A 15,062-nucleotide genomic window follows, 5' to 3' on the forward strand; every position below is an offset into this window, starting at 1 on the left:
CGATGACCGCAACAGACTCCGCCCCGTCAGCCCCCGGCGACGGCTCCGGCTCCGGCTCCACCTCCGCCGAGCAGGAGCTCCAGCAGGGCTTCGACCACACCATCGCCCGGGACCAGCGGATCGAGCCTCGGGACTGGATGCCGGAGGGCTACCGCAGGACGCTGATCCGGCAGATCGCGCAGCATGCGCACTCCGAGATCATCGGCATGCAGCCGGAGGGCGACTGGATCACCCGGGCGCCCTCGCTGCGGCGCAAGGCCATCCTCTTCGCCAAGGTCCAGGACGAGGCCGGGCACGGGCTCTACCTCTACTCGGCCGCCGAGACTCTGGGCGCCGACCGCGCGGACCTGACCCAGCGGCTGATCGAGGGGCGCCAGAAGTACTCCTCGATCTTCAACTACCCGACGCTGACCTTCGCCGACGTCGGCGTGATCGGCTGGTTTGTGGACGGCGCGGCCATCTGCAACCAGGTGCCGCTCTGCCGCAGCTCCTACGGGCCCTATGCCCGCGCCATGGTGCGGGTCTGCAAGGAGGAGTCGTTCCACCAGCGGCAGGGCTATGAGCTGCTGATGACCATGATGCGCGGCACCGCCGCCCAGCGGGAGATGGTGCAGGACGCGGTCGACCGCTGGTGGTGGCCGTCGCTGATGATGTTCGGCCCGCCGGACGGCGACTCCCCCAACTCCGCCGCCTCGATGGCCTGGAAGATCAAGCGGCACACCAATGACGAGCTGCGCCAGAAGTTCGTGGACATGACCGTCCCGCAAGCCGAGCGGCTCGGCGTGACACTGCCCGACCCCGCACTGCGCTGGAACGAGGAGCGCGGCCGCCACGACTTCGGCACCCCCGACTGGACCGAGCTGCAACGCGTGATCAGCGGCGACGGACCGTGCAACAGCGAACGGATCGCGCGGCGCAGAGCCGCCCACGAGGAGGGCGCCTGGGTACGGGAGGCGGCGAGCGCCTACGCCGCCAAGCAGGCCGCCCGAGCCGCAGAAGCCGCAGTAGCAGCAGAAGGAGCAGCAGCATGAGCAGCACCGGGAGCGCCCGGGCCGAGTGGCCGCTGTACGAGGTCTTCGTCCGAGGCAAGCGCGGTCTGAACCATGTCCACGTCGGCTCGCTGCACGCCTCCGACGACCGGATGGCGCTGCTCGCGGCCCGCGACCTCTACACCCGCCGCAACGAGGGCGTCTCGCTCTGGGTGGTCCGCTCGGAGCACATCACCGCCTCCACGCCCGACGAGAAGGACCCGTTCTTCGCCCCCAGCGGCGACAAGGTCTACCGCCACCCCACCTTCTACGACATCCCCGACGACGTCCCCCACATCTAGGAGCAGGGCATGAGCGACGACGACCACGTCTATCTGTCCCTGGCCGAGGCCGAGGGGCACCCCGGGGGTGAGGCCCGCTGGGCGTTCGGGACCGGCTTCGAGGACCCGCTGCACGGCGTGGACACCGCCGTGCCCGCCGGGATCGACGCGGCGGAACTGGCCGGGTGCTGCCTGGCGCTCGGCGACGACGCCCTGGTCAGCGCGCAGCGGCTGGCCGAGTGGTGCACCCGGGCGCCGGAGCTGGAGGAGGAGATGGCGCTGGCCAACATCGGCCTCGACCTGCTCGGCCAGGCCCGGCTGCTCTATGCGCGGGCCGGGCAGGCGGACGGCACCGGGCGCGACGAGGACGCCTACGCCTACTTCCGGGACGCGGACGACTTCCGCAGTGTCCGGCTCGCCGAGCTTCCCAACGGCGACTTCGCCTTCTCCACCGTCCGGCTGCTGGTGCTCTCCTGCTGGCGGCTGGCGCACTTCGACCGGCTCGCCGCCTCGGCGGACCCGGTGCTGGCCGCCATCGCGGCCAAGGGCGTCAAGGAGCTCACGTACCACCGCCAGTTCGCCGCCGAGTGGGCGGTGCGGCTGGGCGACGGCACCGAGGAGTCGCATCACCGGATGCGGGCGGCGCTGGACCGGGTCGCCCCGTACCTGGACGAGCTCTTCGCGGCCCGCCCCGGGTTCGGCGTCGACCCGGCGGCCATACGGGACGAGGTGACGGCGGTGCTCCGCCAGGTCCTGGACGCCGCCGGGCTGCCGCTGCCCGAGGCCGCTGCCCTGCCGGGGCACGGCCGGGCGGGCGACCACACCGAGTACCTGGCCCCGCTCCTCGCCGAGCTGCAGAGCGTGGCCCGCGCCCACCCGGGGGCGACCTGGTGACCGCGCGACCCGCCACCGGCCCCACCGGCCTCGCCGGTCTCGCCGACCTCGCCGACCTCGCCGACCTCAGGGATGCGCGGCGGGCCCGGCAGATCGCCGAGCAGGTGCCCGACCCCGAGCTGCCGATGCTCACCCTGGCCGACCTCGGCGTGCTGCGCGGCGTCGAGATCGGCCCGGACGGCACCGTCGTCGCAAGCCTGACGCCCACCTACTCGGGCTGCCCCGCCATGGCCGAGATGCGCGCCGACGTGGCCGCGCGGCTGCGGGGGGCCGGATTCGCCCGGGTGGAGATCCGCACCGTACTGGACCCGCCGTGGACCACCGACTGGATCACCCCCGCCGGCCGCCGCACCCTCGCCGAGCACGGCATCGCGCCGCCCCACCCGGCGCCCCGACGCGCCACCGGGCCGATCCCGCTGGAGCTGACGGCCACCCGGCGTTCGGTGGCCTGCCCGCGCTGCGGGTCGGCGGAGACCGAGGAGACCTCGCGCTTCGCCTCCACCTCCTGCAAGGCGCTGTGGCGCTGCCGCGGCTGCCTGGAGCCGTTCGAGTACGTCAAGGAGATCTGATGGCCCCGACCACCGCCCCGACCACCGCCGGGCCGCTGCCCGCGCGCACGCGTCGCCGCCCGGCCTTCCACGCCCTGCGGGTCGCCGAGGTCGCGCCGCTGTGCGAGGACGCCGCCGTCATCAGCTTCGAGGTGCCCGGCCCGCTGGCCGACGAGTTCGCGCACCGCCCCGGCCAGTCGCTCACGCTGCGCCGCGAGGTCGACGGGCGCGACGAGCGCCGCTCGTACTCCATCTGCTCCCCGGCGGGCTCGCCGCCCCGCATCGGCGTGCGCACCGTGCCCGGCGGCCTCTTCTCGTCCTGGCTGGTGCACGAGGTACGCCCCGGGGACACCATCGAGGTCATGGCCCCGACCGGCGCCTTCACCCCCGACCTCACCGAGCCCGGCCACCATGTGCTGATCGCCGCCGGCTCCGGCATCACGCCGATGATGTCGATCGCCGAGTCCGTGCTCACCGCCGACACCCGCTCCCGGGTCACGCTCTTCTACGGCAACCGGCGCAGCGACACGGTGATGTTCGCCGACGAGCTCGCCGACCTGAAGGACCTGCACCGCACGCGCTTCCAGCTCGGACACGTCCTCTCCCGCGAACCCCGCGACGCCGAGCTGTTCTCCGGCCGCCTCGACGCCGACCGGCTCGCCGCGCTGGTGGACGCCCTGGTGGACGTGGAGACCGCCGACCACTGGTGGCTCTGCGGGCCGCACGGCATGGTCCGCGATGCGCAGCGGGTACTGGCCGGTCTCGGGGTCCCCGCCGACCGGGTCCACCAGGAGCTGTTCTTCGCCGACGACGAGCCCGTGCAGCCCGTCCGCCACGAGGACGCCCCGGCCGACGGTCCCGTCAGCCAGGTCACCCTGGTCCTCGACGGCCGCTCCACCACCTCCGCCCTCCCCCGTACGAGCACCATCCTGGACGGCGCCCAGCGCACCCGCCCCGACCTGCCCTTCGCCTGCAAGGGCGGCGTCTGCGGCACCTGCCGCGCCCTGGTGACCTGCGGCGAGGCCGACATGCGCCGCAACTTCGCCCTCGAACCCGGCGAAGTCGACGCCGGCTATGTGCTCACCTGCCAGTCATTCCCGGCCTCCGACACCCTCACCGTCGACTTCGACAGCTGAACCGCCCCCGGCGGGTGTCCCGCATGTCCGCCCGCCGCAAGGCAGCTGCCCGGTGACCTCACCTCCCCCACACCATCCAGCCCACCCCGCCCGGCAGCTGACCGGCACCACCGCCCGCGCTCACGATCACCCGCCCCCGCACCCAGCCACCTCCCCACCCCCACCCACCGGCGGCTGCGCGCGGAGGCCCCGAGGGCGTTTGGCATGCTTGCCGCATGCGTGTGCTGGTGGTGGAGGACGAGCTGAGCCTGGCCCGGTCCCTGCGGCGGGGCCTGGAAGCCGAGGGCTGGACCGTGGACCTCGCACACGACGGCCGCACCGGACTGCTGCTCGCCCGCGAACACCCCTACCGCGTGGTGGTACTGGATGTGATGCTGCCCGTCCTCAGCGGCCTGCGGGTCTGCGCCGAACTGCGGCGGGCCGGGGTGACGACCCCGGTGCTGCTGCTCACCGCGCGGGACGGCGAGTGGGACGAGGCGGAGGGGCTGGACACCGGCGCGGACGACTACCTCACCAAGCCGTTCTCGTATGTCGTCCTGACCGCCCGGCTGCGGGCCCTCGCCCGCCGCGCCGAGGTACGCCGACCGCTGGTGCACGAGGTCGCGGACCTGCGGCTGGACACCGCGACCCGCCGGTGCCACCGGGGCGAGCGGGAAGTACCCCTCACCGCCCGGGAGTTCGCGGTGCTCCAGTGCCTGGCACGCCGCCCGGGGGAGGTGGTCGGCAAGGACGAGACCCTGGACGAGGTGTGGCCCGCCGGCTACTCCGGCGACCCCAATGTGGTGGAGGTCCACGTCAGCGCCCTGCGGCGCAAGATCGACGCCCCGTTCGACCGACACAGCCTGCTGACCGTGCGCGGCGTCGGGTACCGGCTGGTCGCCGACCGTGGCTGAACCGCCCCGCCGGGCGGTCGTCGGCCCCCGGGTGCGCGGCGTACGCAACCGCGCCGCCCTCGCCGCCGCGCTGACCTCCGCGGCGGCGTTCGGCGCCGGGGGCCTGGCGGTCGACCAACTCGTCTACCAGGACCGGCTGGCCGAGGTACGCGAGTCGGCGGCCCGCCTCACCGGCAGCGCCGTGTCCGGGATGGTGGACAGCAGGACTCCCGTCACCGCAGCGCTCACCGACCGGACCTACGAGATCGTGCTCGACAACGGCAAGCTGCTGGAGGCGAGCCCCGACCTGGCGCCGTACGAGGTGGCCGGTGCCGTCCTCCCGCCGCTCCCCGGCGGCACGGACGGCGTGGTGCGCACCCGTACCGTCAGGCTGGGTGCCCTGCCCCGCACCCCGCTCGCCCAGCCGCCGGAGGTCCGCAACCGCTCCTCGCACTTCGCCGGACGCACCTGGACCGTGCTGAGCGCCACCGTGCACCGCATGGCTCCGCAGGCGGCTGCGGCCTATCTGGGCGGCGGCGCCGCCACCGCAGGGCACTCGTTCACCGTCAGCGTCCTGGTCCCCACCTGGGAAGCGGAGCAGGTGCGCTCCTCCCTCGACCGCCTGCTGCTGGCCGGCGTCTTCGCCGCGACCGGCTTTGTGGCGGTGGTCGCCTGGGCGGCCACCGGGCGGGCGCTGCGCCCGGTGGAGCGCATCAGGGAAGGCATGGCCTCGGTGTCCGCCACCGAACTGCACCGGCGCGTACCGATCCCCCCGGACGGGGACGAGATCACCCGGCTCGCCGTCACTACCAACCGGACGCTGGACCGCCTGGAGGAGGCCGTGGCCCGGCAGCAGCGGTTCGTCGCCGACGCCTCCCACGAACTGCGCAGCCCGGTCGCCAACCTCCGCACCGGACTGGAGGTCGCCCTGGCGCACCCGGACCGCGCGCCCTGGCCGGAGGTCGCCCAGGACGCCCTGGCCAACACCGAGCGGCTGCACCGGCTGATCGACGACCTGCTGGTCCTGGCCCGGCTGGACGCCGCAGCGCCCGCCCCGACCTCCCGCGTGGACCTCGCCGACGCGGCCCGGTCCGAGGCCGCCGACCGGAGCCGTCCCGGGGTGCGGCTGCGGTACGCCGCCGACGGCCGGGTACCGGTACCGGTCGCCGGCGACCGTGGGCAACTGCGCCGGATGATCCGCAACCTGCTGGACAACGCCGAGCGGCACGCCCGGTCGGCGATCGACGTACGGGTGGGCGCGGACGGTTCCGGCGACGCGCTGCTGGTGGTGCAGGACGACGGCCCGGGCATCCCGGAACCGGACCGGCAGCGGGTCTTCGAACGCTTCACCCGGCTCGACGACGCCCGGGCCCGGGACGACGGCGGCTCCGGACTCGGCCTGGCCATCGTGCGGGAGATCGCCGCCCGCCACGGCGGCTCGGTACGCGCGGACACCGCCGACGGCGGCGGCGCCCGGCTGACCGTGCGGCTGCCCCTGCTGCCCTGAAGCCCTCTTCAGGTGCCTTCAGCTCCGCTTCAGCGAACCACCGTGATCCTGAGTGCGACCCGGCCCTCGCCCGGAGGGGGCGGTGAGAGAGGCGGGACGCATGCGTACGCGGCACGACAGACGAATTCCCCCGGCCGCGATGGCCGCCGCCCTACTGGCCCTCGCCACCACAGCGGGCTGCGGCACCGCGCCCCCTCCGGCCGCCCCGGCGCCGCCCACGCCACCCCCGGGCGCCCGCACGGTCGACCTCGCACCGCCCGACTGCACCCCACCCGGCCCGAACCGCCCCGCCACCGCCTCCCTCCCGGCCCACGGCGACCCACTGCTGCTGGAGTACCGCTGCGACCGCACGGTGACCATTCCCGGAGCCCACACCGCCCGGGTGGACACCCCAGCCGACTGCACATCCGGCTCCAGCGCCCCCAAGGACGTCTACGGCGGAGGCGGACTGGCCACCGGCCTCCTCCCCGAACAACTGCTCTGGCACCTCTTCTGCGTCGACCGCACCACCGACCGCCTCGTGCTCGGCTTCACCGCCCTGCACTACAACCCCGGCACCTCCGGCCTCCCCGGCATCCGCCTCTGGGTCCTGCCGCACTCCTGACACCCACTCCCCCAGGGCTCCCCAGCCTGGCCGCTGCGGACCACCGGGCGTCCCGGACCATCGAGGGCTCTACCGAGCCGGCATGGGAGGCGGTGGAGCGGCTGCGGGAGGAGTTCGCCCCTGACGACCGTGGGCCCTCTCAGCCCGCAGCGGCCGGCTCGCGGTCACTTGGGTGAGTCGATCGCGACAAGCTCGACCTCGAAGCCGTCCTCGTTCTCAAGATAGGCGGCGTGGTGGTCTCCGCCGCCGGCGTGCGGGTGCAGGTCGGGGAACATGAGGCTCCAGCCGTGTTGGGCCGCTTCGGCGACCAGCTTCTCGACGGCGGCAGCGTCCCGGACATGGAAGGCCAGGTGGTTCAGCCCCGGACGGTGGCGGTCGTACCGCTCGACGGTGAGGGCCGGGGACTGTTCGAGGACGACGTAGGTCGGCCCGAGCCGCCAGCTGCGGCCCGCGTCCCAGCTCTGGAAGACGGTGTAGCCGAGGGTCTCCAGCAGCCAGCCGAGCGAGGCAAGGGCGCGGCCGAGGTCGGGCACCCAGAGCTCGACGTGGTGCAGCGTGCCGTGAGTCGGCCGGTTCATGCGGCCACCACCTCAGGACACTCGAAGAACCGGCCGCGCTCGAAGCAGGCTCCGTCGCCAACGGCGGCCCTGGTCTCGCCCGGCAAGGAGCCGCCTCGTGTGGAACCGTCGGCGTCGGCTTCGGCATCGGCATCGGCATCGACTTCGCTGAGCACGGGCGTACCTTCCCGACCGACGCTGCACCATCGGCCTACTCGAGACCATCACGGATCACTCGGCAAGGTACGCCCTCCCGCGTTCCTCCCCCAACCGATGCCCCGGTCCTGGTTGGCATCCAAAGCGGCACCCTCTCGCCGGACCACCACAAGACCCGTCACCGGTGTGGTCGCGGCTGTGGGGATCGCGCGTCGACTCTTTGCATGGCCGATCGTCAACGGACCACGGAACCATAAGTTCTGACGAGCGGACCGGCCGCCAGGCAGAACGCCTCGACCAGGCCGGGCGCTCAGCCGGGATAGGCGTCCGTGCGGACCATGGCCACCTCGGCGGGGGGCACCTCCCGGCCGTGGTCGTCCACGAAACCGACGTGGACCGGGCGGTCGGTGTCCGCCACCCGACGGAGCATGCTCGGCCCCTCCGGCCAGGGCAGGTGCCTGTCCCCCCACTGCTGCAGCGCGCCGAGCACCACGCTCAGCTCCCGGCCGGCCGGGGTGAGCACATACGCGAAGCGCGACCGTGCACCGGGCTCCTGGTAGGGCACCGTCTCCATCACCCCGTACTCGACCAGCGTCCCCAACCGATTGCTGAGCACGTCGGGGGCGATCCTCAGGCGATCCCGGAACTCGGCGAAACGGGTCTGGCCCTGGAACGCCTCGCGCAGGATCAGGAACGTCCACCGCTCACCGAGCACCCCGAGGCTGCGAGCGATCGAACACGGGTCGTCGGGAACCTTGGCCATGACCCCACCCTACACCTGGGTTGCAGATCCATACCCAGAGGTCTAGGTTGTGAATACCTACCCAGATGGAGGGCGATTCCCCATGCAGATCGCAGGACAGACCGCGCTCGTCACCGGGGCCAACCGGGGCCTCGGCCGACACCTGGCCCAACTGCTGCGCGACCGCGGCGCCACCGTGTACGCGGCAGCCCGCAACCCCGACTCGGTCGACCTCCCCGGCGTCACCCCGGTCGCCCTCGACATCACCGACCCGGCATCGGTCGCCGCAGCGGCATCCGCCACCCATGACGTCTCGATCCTCATCAACAACGCCGGCTCGTTCACCCACGCCTCCTTGCTCACCGGGGATCTGGCCGACATCCGCCTGGAGATCGATACGCACTTCTTCGGCACCCTCGCCGTCACCCGGGCGTTCGCCCCACAGCTCGCCGAGCACGACCGCAGCTACGTCCTGAACGTCCTCTCCGTGCTCTCATGGCTGAGCCTCCCCGACTCCGGCGCCTACTCGGCCGCCAAAGCCGCCGCCTGGTCGCTCACCAACGCACTGCGCCAAGAACTCGCCCCCCAGGGCACCCGTGTCGCCGCCCTGCACGTCGGCTACATGGACACCGACATGGCCCGCAACGTCGAGTCGGCCAAGTCCGACCCCGCCGACATCGCCCGCATCGCCCTCGACGCCATCGAAGCCAACCGAACCGAGATCGTCGCCGACGACATCAGCCGCACCGTCCTCAGCGGCCTCTCCGGCGGCGTCGCCACCCTCTACCCCCAGGTCGCCTGACCCCCAAGCCCCGGCCCCACGGCAGCGCTCTTCACCCCTCGGACCGGGCGCCCGATCGAGCCGCACACGGCTGGTACGGCGCCCCCGACCCCGAGGACACCAAAGGCCCCGGACCGTGGTCGGTCCGGGGCCTTTACGCTGGTCACGTGGGTGGGCGCAGACGGTTTCGAACCGCCGACCCCTGCTTTGTAAGAGCAGTGCTCTACCACTGAGCTATGCGCCCGCGCGGACGTGGCTCCGGGGAGCGGCACGTACACGGCGAAAGGCAAGCGTACCTGGTCCGGGGAGTGGTCTGCCGCAGTGGGCGGTGGGGTGGGGTCGGGTGGTGGGGGCGGTGTCGTGGGGGGCTGGGGGTGGGAGGATGAGATCGGCGACAATGGGTTGTGGATCAGTAGGCCGACGGTCGCACTGCCGTACGGGCGGGGCGCCTGGATGCCGGGCGTGACGCGAGCTTGGAGTGCGATGTGACGGCGGGAATCACGCGGGGGCGCCGCAGGTCTGTGCTGGGTGAGCTGGTCGCGCCGCTGGGGGCGGGGGCCGCGCTGGTGGCGGTGGCGCTGGTGGGGGTGCCCGGGTCGTTCACCGGCGGCGGGACGCGGTCGTGGTGGCGGCGGAACGAGAACATGCGGGCCGATGCGCAGGCTGCGAAGGATGCGGCGGCGCAGGCGTTCTATGAGCTGGACTCGGCGCAGCGGGATGTGCGGATCTCGGTGGAGACCGTGAAGGCGGTGGACGACTCGCCGGGCGCGCGGCGGGCGGTGGGCGAGTTCGACGAGCTGTCGCGGCGGGTGGACGAGGTGTCCGGCGCGTATATCGCGGCGCTGGACGCGCATGATCTGGACGCGGACGGGCTGGAGGCGGGGGCGGCGGCGCGGGCCCGGCGGGATCTGGAGCAGTCGCGGCAGCAGTTGCAGCGGATGAAGGCGGAGCTGGAGAAGTTCCACGGGACGCTGGAGCCGCTGCTCAGCCGGGCCGAGAGCCAGTTGGCGCAGGTGGCGCCGGCGGTGGAGCGGGCCCGGCAGGCGCTGCTGGGGGCGACGGCTGCGCTGGACGCGGTGCGGGCGGCGGGGCTGCGGGCGGATGAGCTGGCAGCGCGGCTGGCGGCGCTGGGGCCGGAGCTGACCCGGCTGAACGAGGGTGCCGGGCGGCACGGGGTGCCGGAGACGTTGCAGCGGGCCGACGATGTCCTGCGGCGGGCGGAGGCGGTGCGGGGCGAGGCCGCGCATCTGCCGGAGCGGGCGCGGGAGATCGACCGGCGGGTGGTGAGCCTGCGGACCCGGATGCAGGCGCTGGAGACCCGGGCGGGCACGGTGGACCCGACGCTCAGCGAGCTGCGCCGCCGGTTCAGCTCGGAGTGCTGGCAGGACTTGCAGCGGGTGCCGCAGCAGACGGCGGAGTCGGTGCGGACGGCCCGTACCAAGCTGGAGGAGGCGGCGGCGGCCCGCGACGAGCAGCGGTGGGCGGATGCCACGGCGGCGCTGGGTACGGCGCGGGCGCTGCTGAACACCTCGGATGGGGCGGTGGCCGCCGTCGGGGAGCGGTTGCGGCAGCTCACGGAGGTGGAGCGCGATCCCAAGGCGGAGATCGAGCGGACCCGGTTCGCGGTGCGGGACGCGCAGCGGCTGGCGATGGCGGGCCGCAATGCGCCCGACCCCCGGCACGCCGGTCCGCTGGACGCTGCGGTGGGGCGGCTGGACCGGGCGGTGGAGGGGCTCACCGGTCGGCACCCGGACTACTGGCACTTCCTGCGGGAGACGGCGGCGGTGCGGGAGACGGCGGCGCAGGTGGTGCAGCAGATCCGGGAGTCCATGGGTTCGGGCCACTGAGGCGGCTGCTCACGCGGTCCGGCTTTCGGTGTCGGACCTGCTGGGTACGCTGTCGCCATGCCTCGCTATGACTTCCGCTGCCGTTCCTGCGGCGCGACCTTTGAACTCCGCCGTCCCATGTCCCAGGCGAACGCCCCGGCCGTCTGCCCCGAGGGGCACGAGGACACCGTGAAGCTGCTCTCCACCGTCGCCGTCACCGGTACGGCGGCGGGCGGCGCGGCCTCGGCCGCACCGGCCGGGGGCGGTGGCGGCTGCTGCGGCGGGGGTTGCTGCGGATAGCCGGAGGACTCACCGGGCGGCAGCAGACGCGGGTGCCGGTGGGGTGCGGCGTGGGTCAGGACCGCAGGCGGGTGAGTTCGCCCTCGCGGACGCGGGCGAGCAGGCGGCGGACGATCTCCTCGCCTGCTGCGGCGCCGACCTGCGGGAGGACGGTGACGCCGGGGCCGGTCCAGCCGGTGTCGGCCAGTTCGCCGTGGCCGGGGCGGTAGCCGGCGTCGGCGGCCAGGAGGAGTTCGGCGTCGAGCAGGGAGTCGCCTGCGGTGAGCACGGTGGCGGCGCCGGTCCGGCGCTCCACTTCGGCGAGGGCGGCGCTCTTGGTGAGCGATTCGGGGACGGCGTAGACCTTGCGGCCCTGGAGGGAGACGGTCCAGCCGCGGTCGACGGCCCAGGCGGTCAGCTCGTCCAGCCAGCCCTCGGGGAGTTGGTCGCGCTCGACGACGAGGTAGGCGAAGAGGTCCTCGGCGACCCGGCGCTTGAGGGTCCACTCGGGGTCGGCGGTGAGGGCGAGGTGGTGGACGACCTCCTCCAGCGGCGCACAGGACTCGGCGAGGCGGCTGCGCATGTCGGCATGCCAGTCGTGGTCGGGCTCTCCGTCGACGAGCAGGTGGCCGCCGTTGGCGCAGATGGCGTAGCGGGGGACCCAGTCGGGGTGCGGGCCGGGGAGGTTGACCCGCTGGTACTGGGCGCGGGTGCGGGTGGTGGCGGGGACGAAGACGCAGGAGCGGATCAGCTCGACCAGGAGTTCGGCGGCGTGCTCGGTCATGAAGGAGAGCGGCTTGCCGTGGTGCACCTCGACGGCGAGCAGCCGGGGGGCTTCCTCGTCGGGGACGCCGAGGGCGAGGGCGCGCGGCGAGTAGATGAGGGTGCGGTCAAGGTCGCTGGCGACGAGGAAGCGGGGGGCTGCGCCGGTCACTGGGCGTCGCCTCCTGGGGTGGCCCCGGCCGGGGCGGCGGGAGGTGCAAGAGCGGCGGCTGGGTAGCGGGGGGCTGCGCCGGTCACTGGGCGTCGCCTCCGCGGGGTGGGGTGACGGCGGTGCCGTGTTCGCCGGTGGCGCCTCGGGTGTAGCGGGGGTGGATGAGGCCGACGCAGGAGTACGGCAGGCCGTCGACCTCCTCGACGGGGACGCCGCGCTGGGCGGCGAGCAGGCGTACGTGGTCGAGGTCGGCTCCGGAGCCCCGGCGGGCGAGGATGCGCCAGGGCACGCGCCGCAGCAGGACCCGGGTGGTCTCGCCGACGCCGGGCTTGACCAGGTTGACGCTGTCGATGCCGTACTCGGCGCTGATCCGCTCGACGGCGGCCCAGCCCTCCCAGGTGGGGGCGCGGTCTGCGGGGTCGGCCTCGACCAGGTCGGCGGCGTCCTGGACGGCGGCGTCGCGGACGGCCGGGAAGTGGTCGGTGACGATGTCCAGGAAGGCGCCGGAGACATCGGCGGAGGCCAGGTCGCGGTAGTACTTGGCGCCGTGGAAGTCGTCCGGTCCGATCAGGTCGGCGCGCAGCACCGTACGGGAGATCAGCCCGGAGACGGTGGAGTTGAGGCAGGCCGAGGGGATGAGGAAGTCGTCCCGGGTGCCGTAGGTGGAGACGCAGCGGCCGGGGTCGGCGAGTACGGCCAGTTCGGGGTCGAAGCCGGTGCCGTCGAGGGCGTCGTGGAGTTCGCGGGTGATGGCGCCCTTGCCGGTCCAGCCGTCGAGGAAGACCACGTCCAGCGGGTCGTGGTGGGCGGCCAGGTAGCGCAGGGCGACGGGGTCGATGCCTCGGCCTCGGACGATGGAGACCGCGTAGTGGGGCAGGTCGAACCCGTGGGCGTACGCGGCCCAACGGCGCATCAGGACGCCGACGGGGGTGCCGGCGCGGGCCAGGGAGGCCAGCACGAGGGAGCCGCCTTCGGAGCGGGTGCCGCGCTCGGCGAGCAGGGTCTCGGTGACGGCGCCGACGGCGCGGGCGATGCGGGCGGCGGAGGAGCGCAGCGCCTGGTGGAAGAGCTCCTGGTACTCGGGGCTGGGCTGGTACTCGACCGGCAGCATCTCGGCGTAGTGGGCGCCGCCGGACTGGATGGCCTCCTCCCGCTCCTCGGTGGGTGCCTCCAGGGGCACCTCGGAGAGGTCGGTGAGCAGCCAGGAGACCTCGTGTGCGGCATAGGAGGAGAACTCCGGCCCGTGCAGGGGCTCGGGGAGCACTCCCGTGGGCCCGGGCGGGGCCGGGGCGGCGGTGCTGGGCATCGTCGTCATGTTCGCCTTCGGTGATGCGCCGAATGGTTCGGACGGGTGGCCGGGTTCCCAGGGTCTGGCGGCTGCGGGTACGGGGTCTGTACGGGGGTCTGAGGGGGCTGGGGATGTGAGGCCGCCAGGATTCAAACGTCCCGTTGGTGGGGTTTGGTTCCCTCCCGGTGCGACCGGGCCGGCCGGTGGGAGGGGACGACGGCCAGCACGACCTGGTCGGTGACCTGCCGCAGCTGTGCCAGCAGGCCCTGGTCGGGCTGGTGCAGCAGCGGGGTGTCGGCGGCGCTGTCGACCACCGGCACGATGGCGTCGAAGCGGCGGCCGGGGTCGGCGCCGGGGGCGACGTTGTAGGCGTAGCGCTCGCCGGGGCCGTCGGCCGGGTCGTCGTGGGCGGGGAAGGCCAGCCGGGTGCGGATGGCGTAGCCGGGGTCGTCCACGGCGAGCACGGGTGACCGGGTGGTGGTGGAGAAGCGGACCTCGCTGCGGTCCCCGAGGGCGTGGCCGAGTGCTTCGGCGAGGCGCAGCGGTATGTACATCAGCTCTTCGGAGCCGAGGACGAGGACCCGGCGCGGGGTGCCGGTCAGCGCGGCGGCGAGGCGGCGGCCGAGCTGCGGCAGGGCGGTCTCCAGCCGGTCGCGGTGGCCGGGGGTGAAGCCGTGGCGGCCGCCGTCGGGCAGGTCGGCGGGCCAGTCCAGGTCGGCGCGGACCAGCGGGGCGGCGAGGGTCCCCGTGATGGCGGCGGGAGTCTCGGCGTGGGCGTCGATGAGGGCCTGGGCGCGGGCCAGGACGTCCGGGGGCAGGCGGACGGTACCGGTGGCGCCGGCGACCAGGTCCAGGCGGGCGCCGAGGTCGGCGACGGCCTGGGCGAGGTGTCCGCGCTGCTCGGTGTCGCGCAGGTCGACCAGCGAGACGATCACATAGCGGTCGCGGGGGTGCGCGGTGTGCAGGGCGCGGATGGTGTTGAGCAGGGTGCGGCCGGTGGAGAGTTCGTCGTCGACCAGCACCAGCGGGCCGCCCGTGGAGAGCAGCCCCGGGTCCTCGGGGAGCAGCAGGTGGGAGGTGGCGTGGGAGTGCTCCTCCTCGAACCCGCCGACCGGTGCGGCGCCCGGGACGGGGCGCCGGGTGGAGTGCAGGTAGGGGGCGGTGCCGAGGCCGTCGGCGACGCTGTGGCCGAGGCCGGTGGCGGTCTCGGCGTAGCCGAGGACGACGGCGCGGCGGGCCTGGTCGGGGCCGAGCAGGTCGCGTACCCGGGCGCCGAGGGCGCGGCCGGCGCCATGCACGGCGGCGGGGAGCTGCGGGACGTGCTTGCCGAGGACGTTGGAGACCAGCAGGTGGGCGCGGCGGGGGTTGCGGCGCAGCGCGAGGCCGAGCAGGTCGCGCAGCGCCGGGTCGCCGTCCAGGCGGACGTCGAGGTGGTCCGCCACCCACTGGCCGGTCCAGGTGTCCTGCTGCGTCAAGGTCGCTGCTCTCTCGGTCGGTTCGGGCCGGCCACGCGGTGGTCCGCGCGGTGGTCCGCGCGGTGGTCCGCGCGGCGGAACTCCGGTACGACGGTACGTGCTCGCGGGCCCCGGTCCGTACCGAGGGCCCTGCCCAGCCCACCATGCGGCCGTG

Annotated in this window: 15 protein-coding genes, 1 tRNA gene and 1 pseudogene; 11 read left to right on the top strand and 6 right to left on the bottom strand. The window is 73.9% G+C overall.

The window, feature by feature from the left end:
- Positions 1–2: 2 nt before the first annotated feature.
- The 8 genes from paaA to C7M71_RS08175 all read left to right on the top strand — a co-directional run bounded on the left by paaA (position 3) and on the right by C7M71_RS08175 (position 6,870).
- A complete protein-coding gene (gene paaA, locus C7M71_RS08140) occupies positions 3–1,031 on the top strand; it encodes a 1,2-phenylacetyl-CoA epoxidase subunit PaaA (RefSeq protein ID WP_111491036.1) in 1,029 nt (342 codons plus the stop codon).
- Positions 1,028–1,330 (top strand): 1,2-phenylacetyl-CoA epoxidase subunit PaaB, encoded by a 303-nt coding sequence (gene paaB / locus C7M71_RS08145; protein ID WP_111491037.1) that lies wholly within the window; start codon positions 1,028–1,030, stop codon positions 1,328–1,330. The genes paaA and paaB overlap by 4 nt, the downstream gene beginning before the upstream one ends.
- 9 nt (positions 1,331–1,339) lie before the next feature.
- Positions 1,340–2,203 carry a 1,2-phenylacetyl-CoA epoxidase subunit PaaC gene (gene paaC / locus C7M71_RS08150; protein WP_111491038.1) on the top strand — a complete coding sequence of 288 codons (864 nt, stop codon included), beginning with the start codon at positions 1,340–1,342 and terminating at the stop codon, positions 2,201–2,203.
- A gap of 125 nt (positions 2,204–2,328) precedes the next feature.
- Positions 2,329–2,772, top strand: coding sequence for a 1,2-phenylacetyl-CoA epoxidase subunit PaaD (gene paaD / locus C7M71_RS08155; protein ID WP_407675977.1), 444 nt, complete (start codon positions 2,329–2,331; stop codon positions 2,770–2,772).
- Positions 2,772–3,887 carry a 1,2-phenylacetyl-CoA epoxidase subunit PaaE gene (paaE, locus tag C7M71_RS08160; RefSeq protein ID WP_175607656.1) on the top strand — a complete coding sequence of 372 codons (1,116 nt, stop codon included), beginning with the start codon at positions 2,772–2,774 and terminating at the stop codon, positions 3,885–3,887. The genes paaD and paaE overlap by 1 nt, the downstream gene beginning before the upstream one ends.
- A gap of 215 nt (positions 3,888–4,102) precedes the next feature.
- Positions 4,103–4,780, top strand: coding sequence for a response regulator transcription factor (locus C7M71_RS08165; RefSeq protein ID WP_111491040.1), 678 nt, complete (start codon positions 4,103–4,105; stop codon positions 4,778–4,780).
- Complete coding sequence (locus C7M71_RS08170; RefSeq protein ID WP_229758611.1) at positions 4,773–6,266, top strand: sensor histidine kinase; 1,494 nt, start codon at positions 4,773–4,775, stop codon at positions 6,264–6,266. The genes C7M71_RS08165 and C7M71_RS08170 overlap by 8 nt, the downstream gene beginning before the upstream one ends.
- A gap of 100 nt (positions 6,267–6,366) precedes the next feature.
- The gene (locus tag C7M71_RS08175) at positions 6,367–6,870 is read left to right on the top strand and encodes a hypothetical protein (RefSeq protein ID WP_162824183.1); all 504 of its coding nucleotides are present in this window, start codon (positions 6,367–6,369) and stop codon (positions 6,868–6,870) included.
- 164 nt (positions 6,871–7,034) lie between these two features.
- On the opposite strand, the gene C7M71_RS08180 is transcribed toward C7M71_RS08175, so the two are convergent.
- The 3 genes from C7M71_RS08180 to C7M71_RS08185 form a co-directional block, all read right to left on the bottom strand.
- Positions 7,035–7,448 (bottom strand): VOC family protein, encoded by a 414-nt coding sequence (locus C7M71_RS08180; RefSeq protein ID WP_111491042.1) that lies wholly within the window; start codon positions 7,446–7,448, stop codon positions 7,035–7,037.
- Positions 7,445–7,603, bottom strand: a complete 159-nt coding sequence (locus C7M71_RS30550) for a hypothetical protein (protein WP_162824184.1) — start codon at positions 7,601–7,603, stop codon at positions 7,445–7,447. The genes C7M71_RS08180 and C7M71_RS30550 overlap by 4 nt, the downstream gene beginning before the upstream one ends.
- A gap of 290 nt (positions 7,604–7,893) precedes the next feature.
- Complete coding sequence (locus C7M71_RS08185) at positions 7,894–8,346, bottom strand: winged helix-turn-helix transcriptional regulator (RefSeq protein WP_111491043.1); 453 nt, start codon at positions 8,344–8,346, stop codon at positions 7,894–7,896.
- Between the two features lie 82 nt (positions 8,347–8,428).
- Here C7M71_RS08185 and C7M71_RS08190 point away from each other — a divergent pair, with 82 nt between their 5' ends.
- On the top strand, positions 8,429–9,127 hold the full coding sequence (locus tag C7M71_RS08190; RefSeq protein ID WP_111491044.1) for an SDR family oxidoreductase: 699 nt from the start codon (positions 8,429–8,431) through the stop codon (positions 9,125–9,127).
- A 151-nt stretch (positions 9,128–9,278) separates the two neighbouring features.
- Here C7M71_RS08190 and C7M71_RS08195 read toward each other — a convergent pair.
- Positions 9,279–9,350 (bottom strand) — tRNA-Val (locus tag C7M71_RS08195).
- Between the two features lie 301 nt (positions 9,351–9,651).
- Between C7M71_RS08195 and C7M71_RS08200 the strand changes: the two genes are divergently transcribed.
- Positions 9,652–10,953, top strand: a complete 1,302-nt coding sequence (locus tag C7M71_RS08200) for a hypothetical protein (protein WP_175607781.1) — start codon at positions 9,652–9,654, stop codon at positions 10,951–10,953.
- 57 nt (positions 10,954–11,010) lie between these two features.
- Positions 11,011–11,232, top strand: coding sequence for an FmdB family zinc ribbon protein (locus C7M71_RS08205; RefSeq protein WP_111490682.1), 222 nt, complete (start codon positions 11,011–11,013; stop codon positions 11,230–11,232).
- Positions 11,233–11,287: 55 nt separating this feature from the next.
- On the opposite strand, the gene C7M71_RS08210 is transcribed toward C7M71_RS08205, so the two are convergent.
- Together C7M71_RS08210 and C7M71_RS08215 are read right to left on the bottom strand one after the other, a co-directional pair.
- A complete protein-coding gene (locus C7M71_RS08210; protein WP_111490681.1) occupies positions 11,288–12,145 on the bottom strand; it encodes an HAD family hydrolase in 858 nt (285 codons plus the stop codon).
- A gap of 82 nt (positions 12,146–12,227) precedes the next feature.
- Positions 12,228–14,908 (bottom strand): annotated as a pseudogene (locus C7M71_RS08215) (phosphoribosyltransferase domain-containing protein).
- Between the last annotated feature and the right edge of the window lie 154 nt (positions 14,909–15,062).

Origin of the sequence: Peterkaempfera bronchialis (assembly GCF_003258605.2) — a bacterium.
GTDB lineage: Bacteria > Actinomycetota > Actinomycetes > Streptomycetales > Streptomycetaceae > Peterkaempfera > Peterkaempfera bronchialis.

Bases quoted from the DNA above. Each gene is read 5' to 3' on its own strand.
- C7M71_RS08165 (WP_111491040.1), top strand. From the start codon at position 4,103: ATGCGTGTGCTGGTGGTGGAGGACGAGCTGAGCCTGGCCCGGTCCCTG.
- C7M71_RS08205 (WP_111490682.1), top strand. From the start codon at position 11,011: ATGCCTCGCTATGACTTCCGCTGCCGTTCCTGCGGCGCGACCTTTGAA.
- C7M71_RS08175 (WP_162824183.1), top strand. From the start codon at position 6,367: ATGCGTACGCGGCACGACAGACGAATTCCCCCGGCCGCGATGGCCGCC.
- C7M71_RS08180 (WP_111491042.1), bottom strand. From the start codon at position 7,448: ATGAACCGGCCGACTCACGGCACGCTGCACCACGTCGAGCTCTGGGTG.
- paaC (WP_111491038.1), top strand. From the start codon at position 1,340: ATGAGCGACGACGACCACGTCTATCTGTCCCTGGCCGAGGCCGAGGGG.
- paaA (WP_111491036.1), top strand. From the start codon at position 3: ATGACCGCAACAGACTCCGCCCCGTCAGCCCCCGGCGACGGCTCCGGC.
- C7M71_RS08190 (WP_111491044.1), top strand. From the start codon at position 8,429: ATGCAGATCGCAGGACAGACCGCGCTCGTCACCGGGGCCAACCGGGGC.
- paaB (WP_111491037.1), top strand. From the start codon at position 1,028: ATGAGCAGCACCGGGAGCGCCCGGGCCGAGTGGCCGCTGTACGAGGTC.
- paaD (WP_407675977.1), top strand. From the start codon at position 2,329: ATGCTCACCCTGGCCGACCTCGGCGTGCTGCGCGGCGTCGAGATCGGC.
- paaE (WP_175607656.1), top strand. From the start codon at position 2,772: ATGGCCCCGACCACCGCCCCGACCACCGCCGGGCCGCTGCCCGCGCGC.
- C7M71_RS08185 (WP_111491043.1), bottom strand. From the start codon at position 8,346: ATGGCCAAGGTTCCCGACGACCCGTGTTCGATCGCTCGCAGCCTCGGG.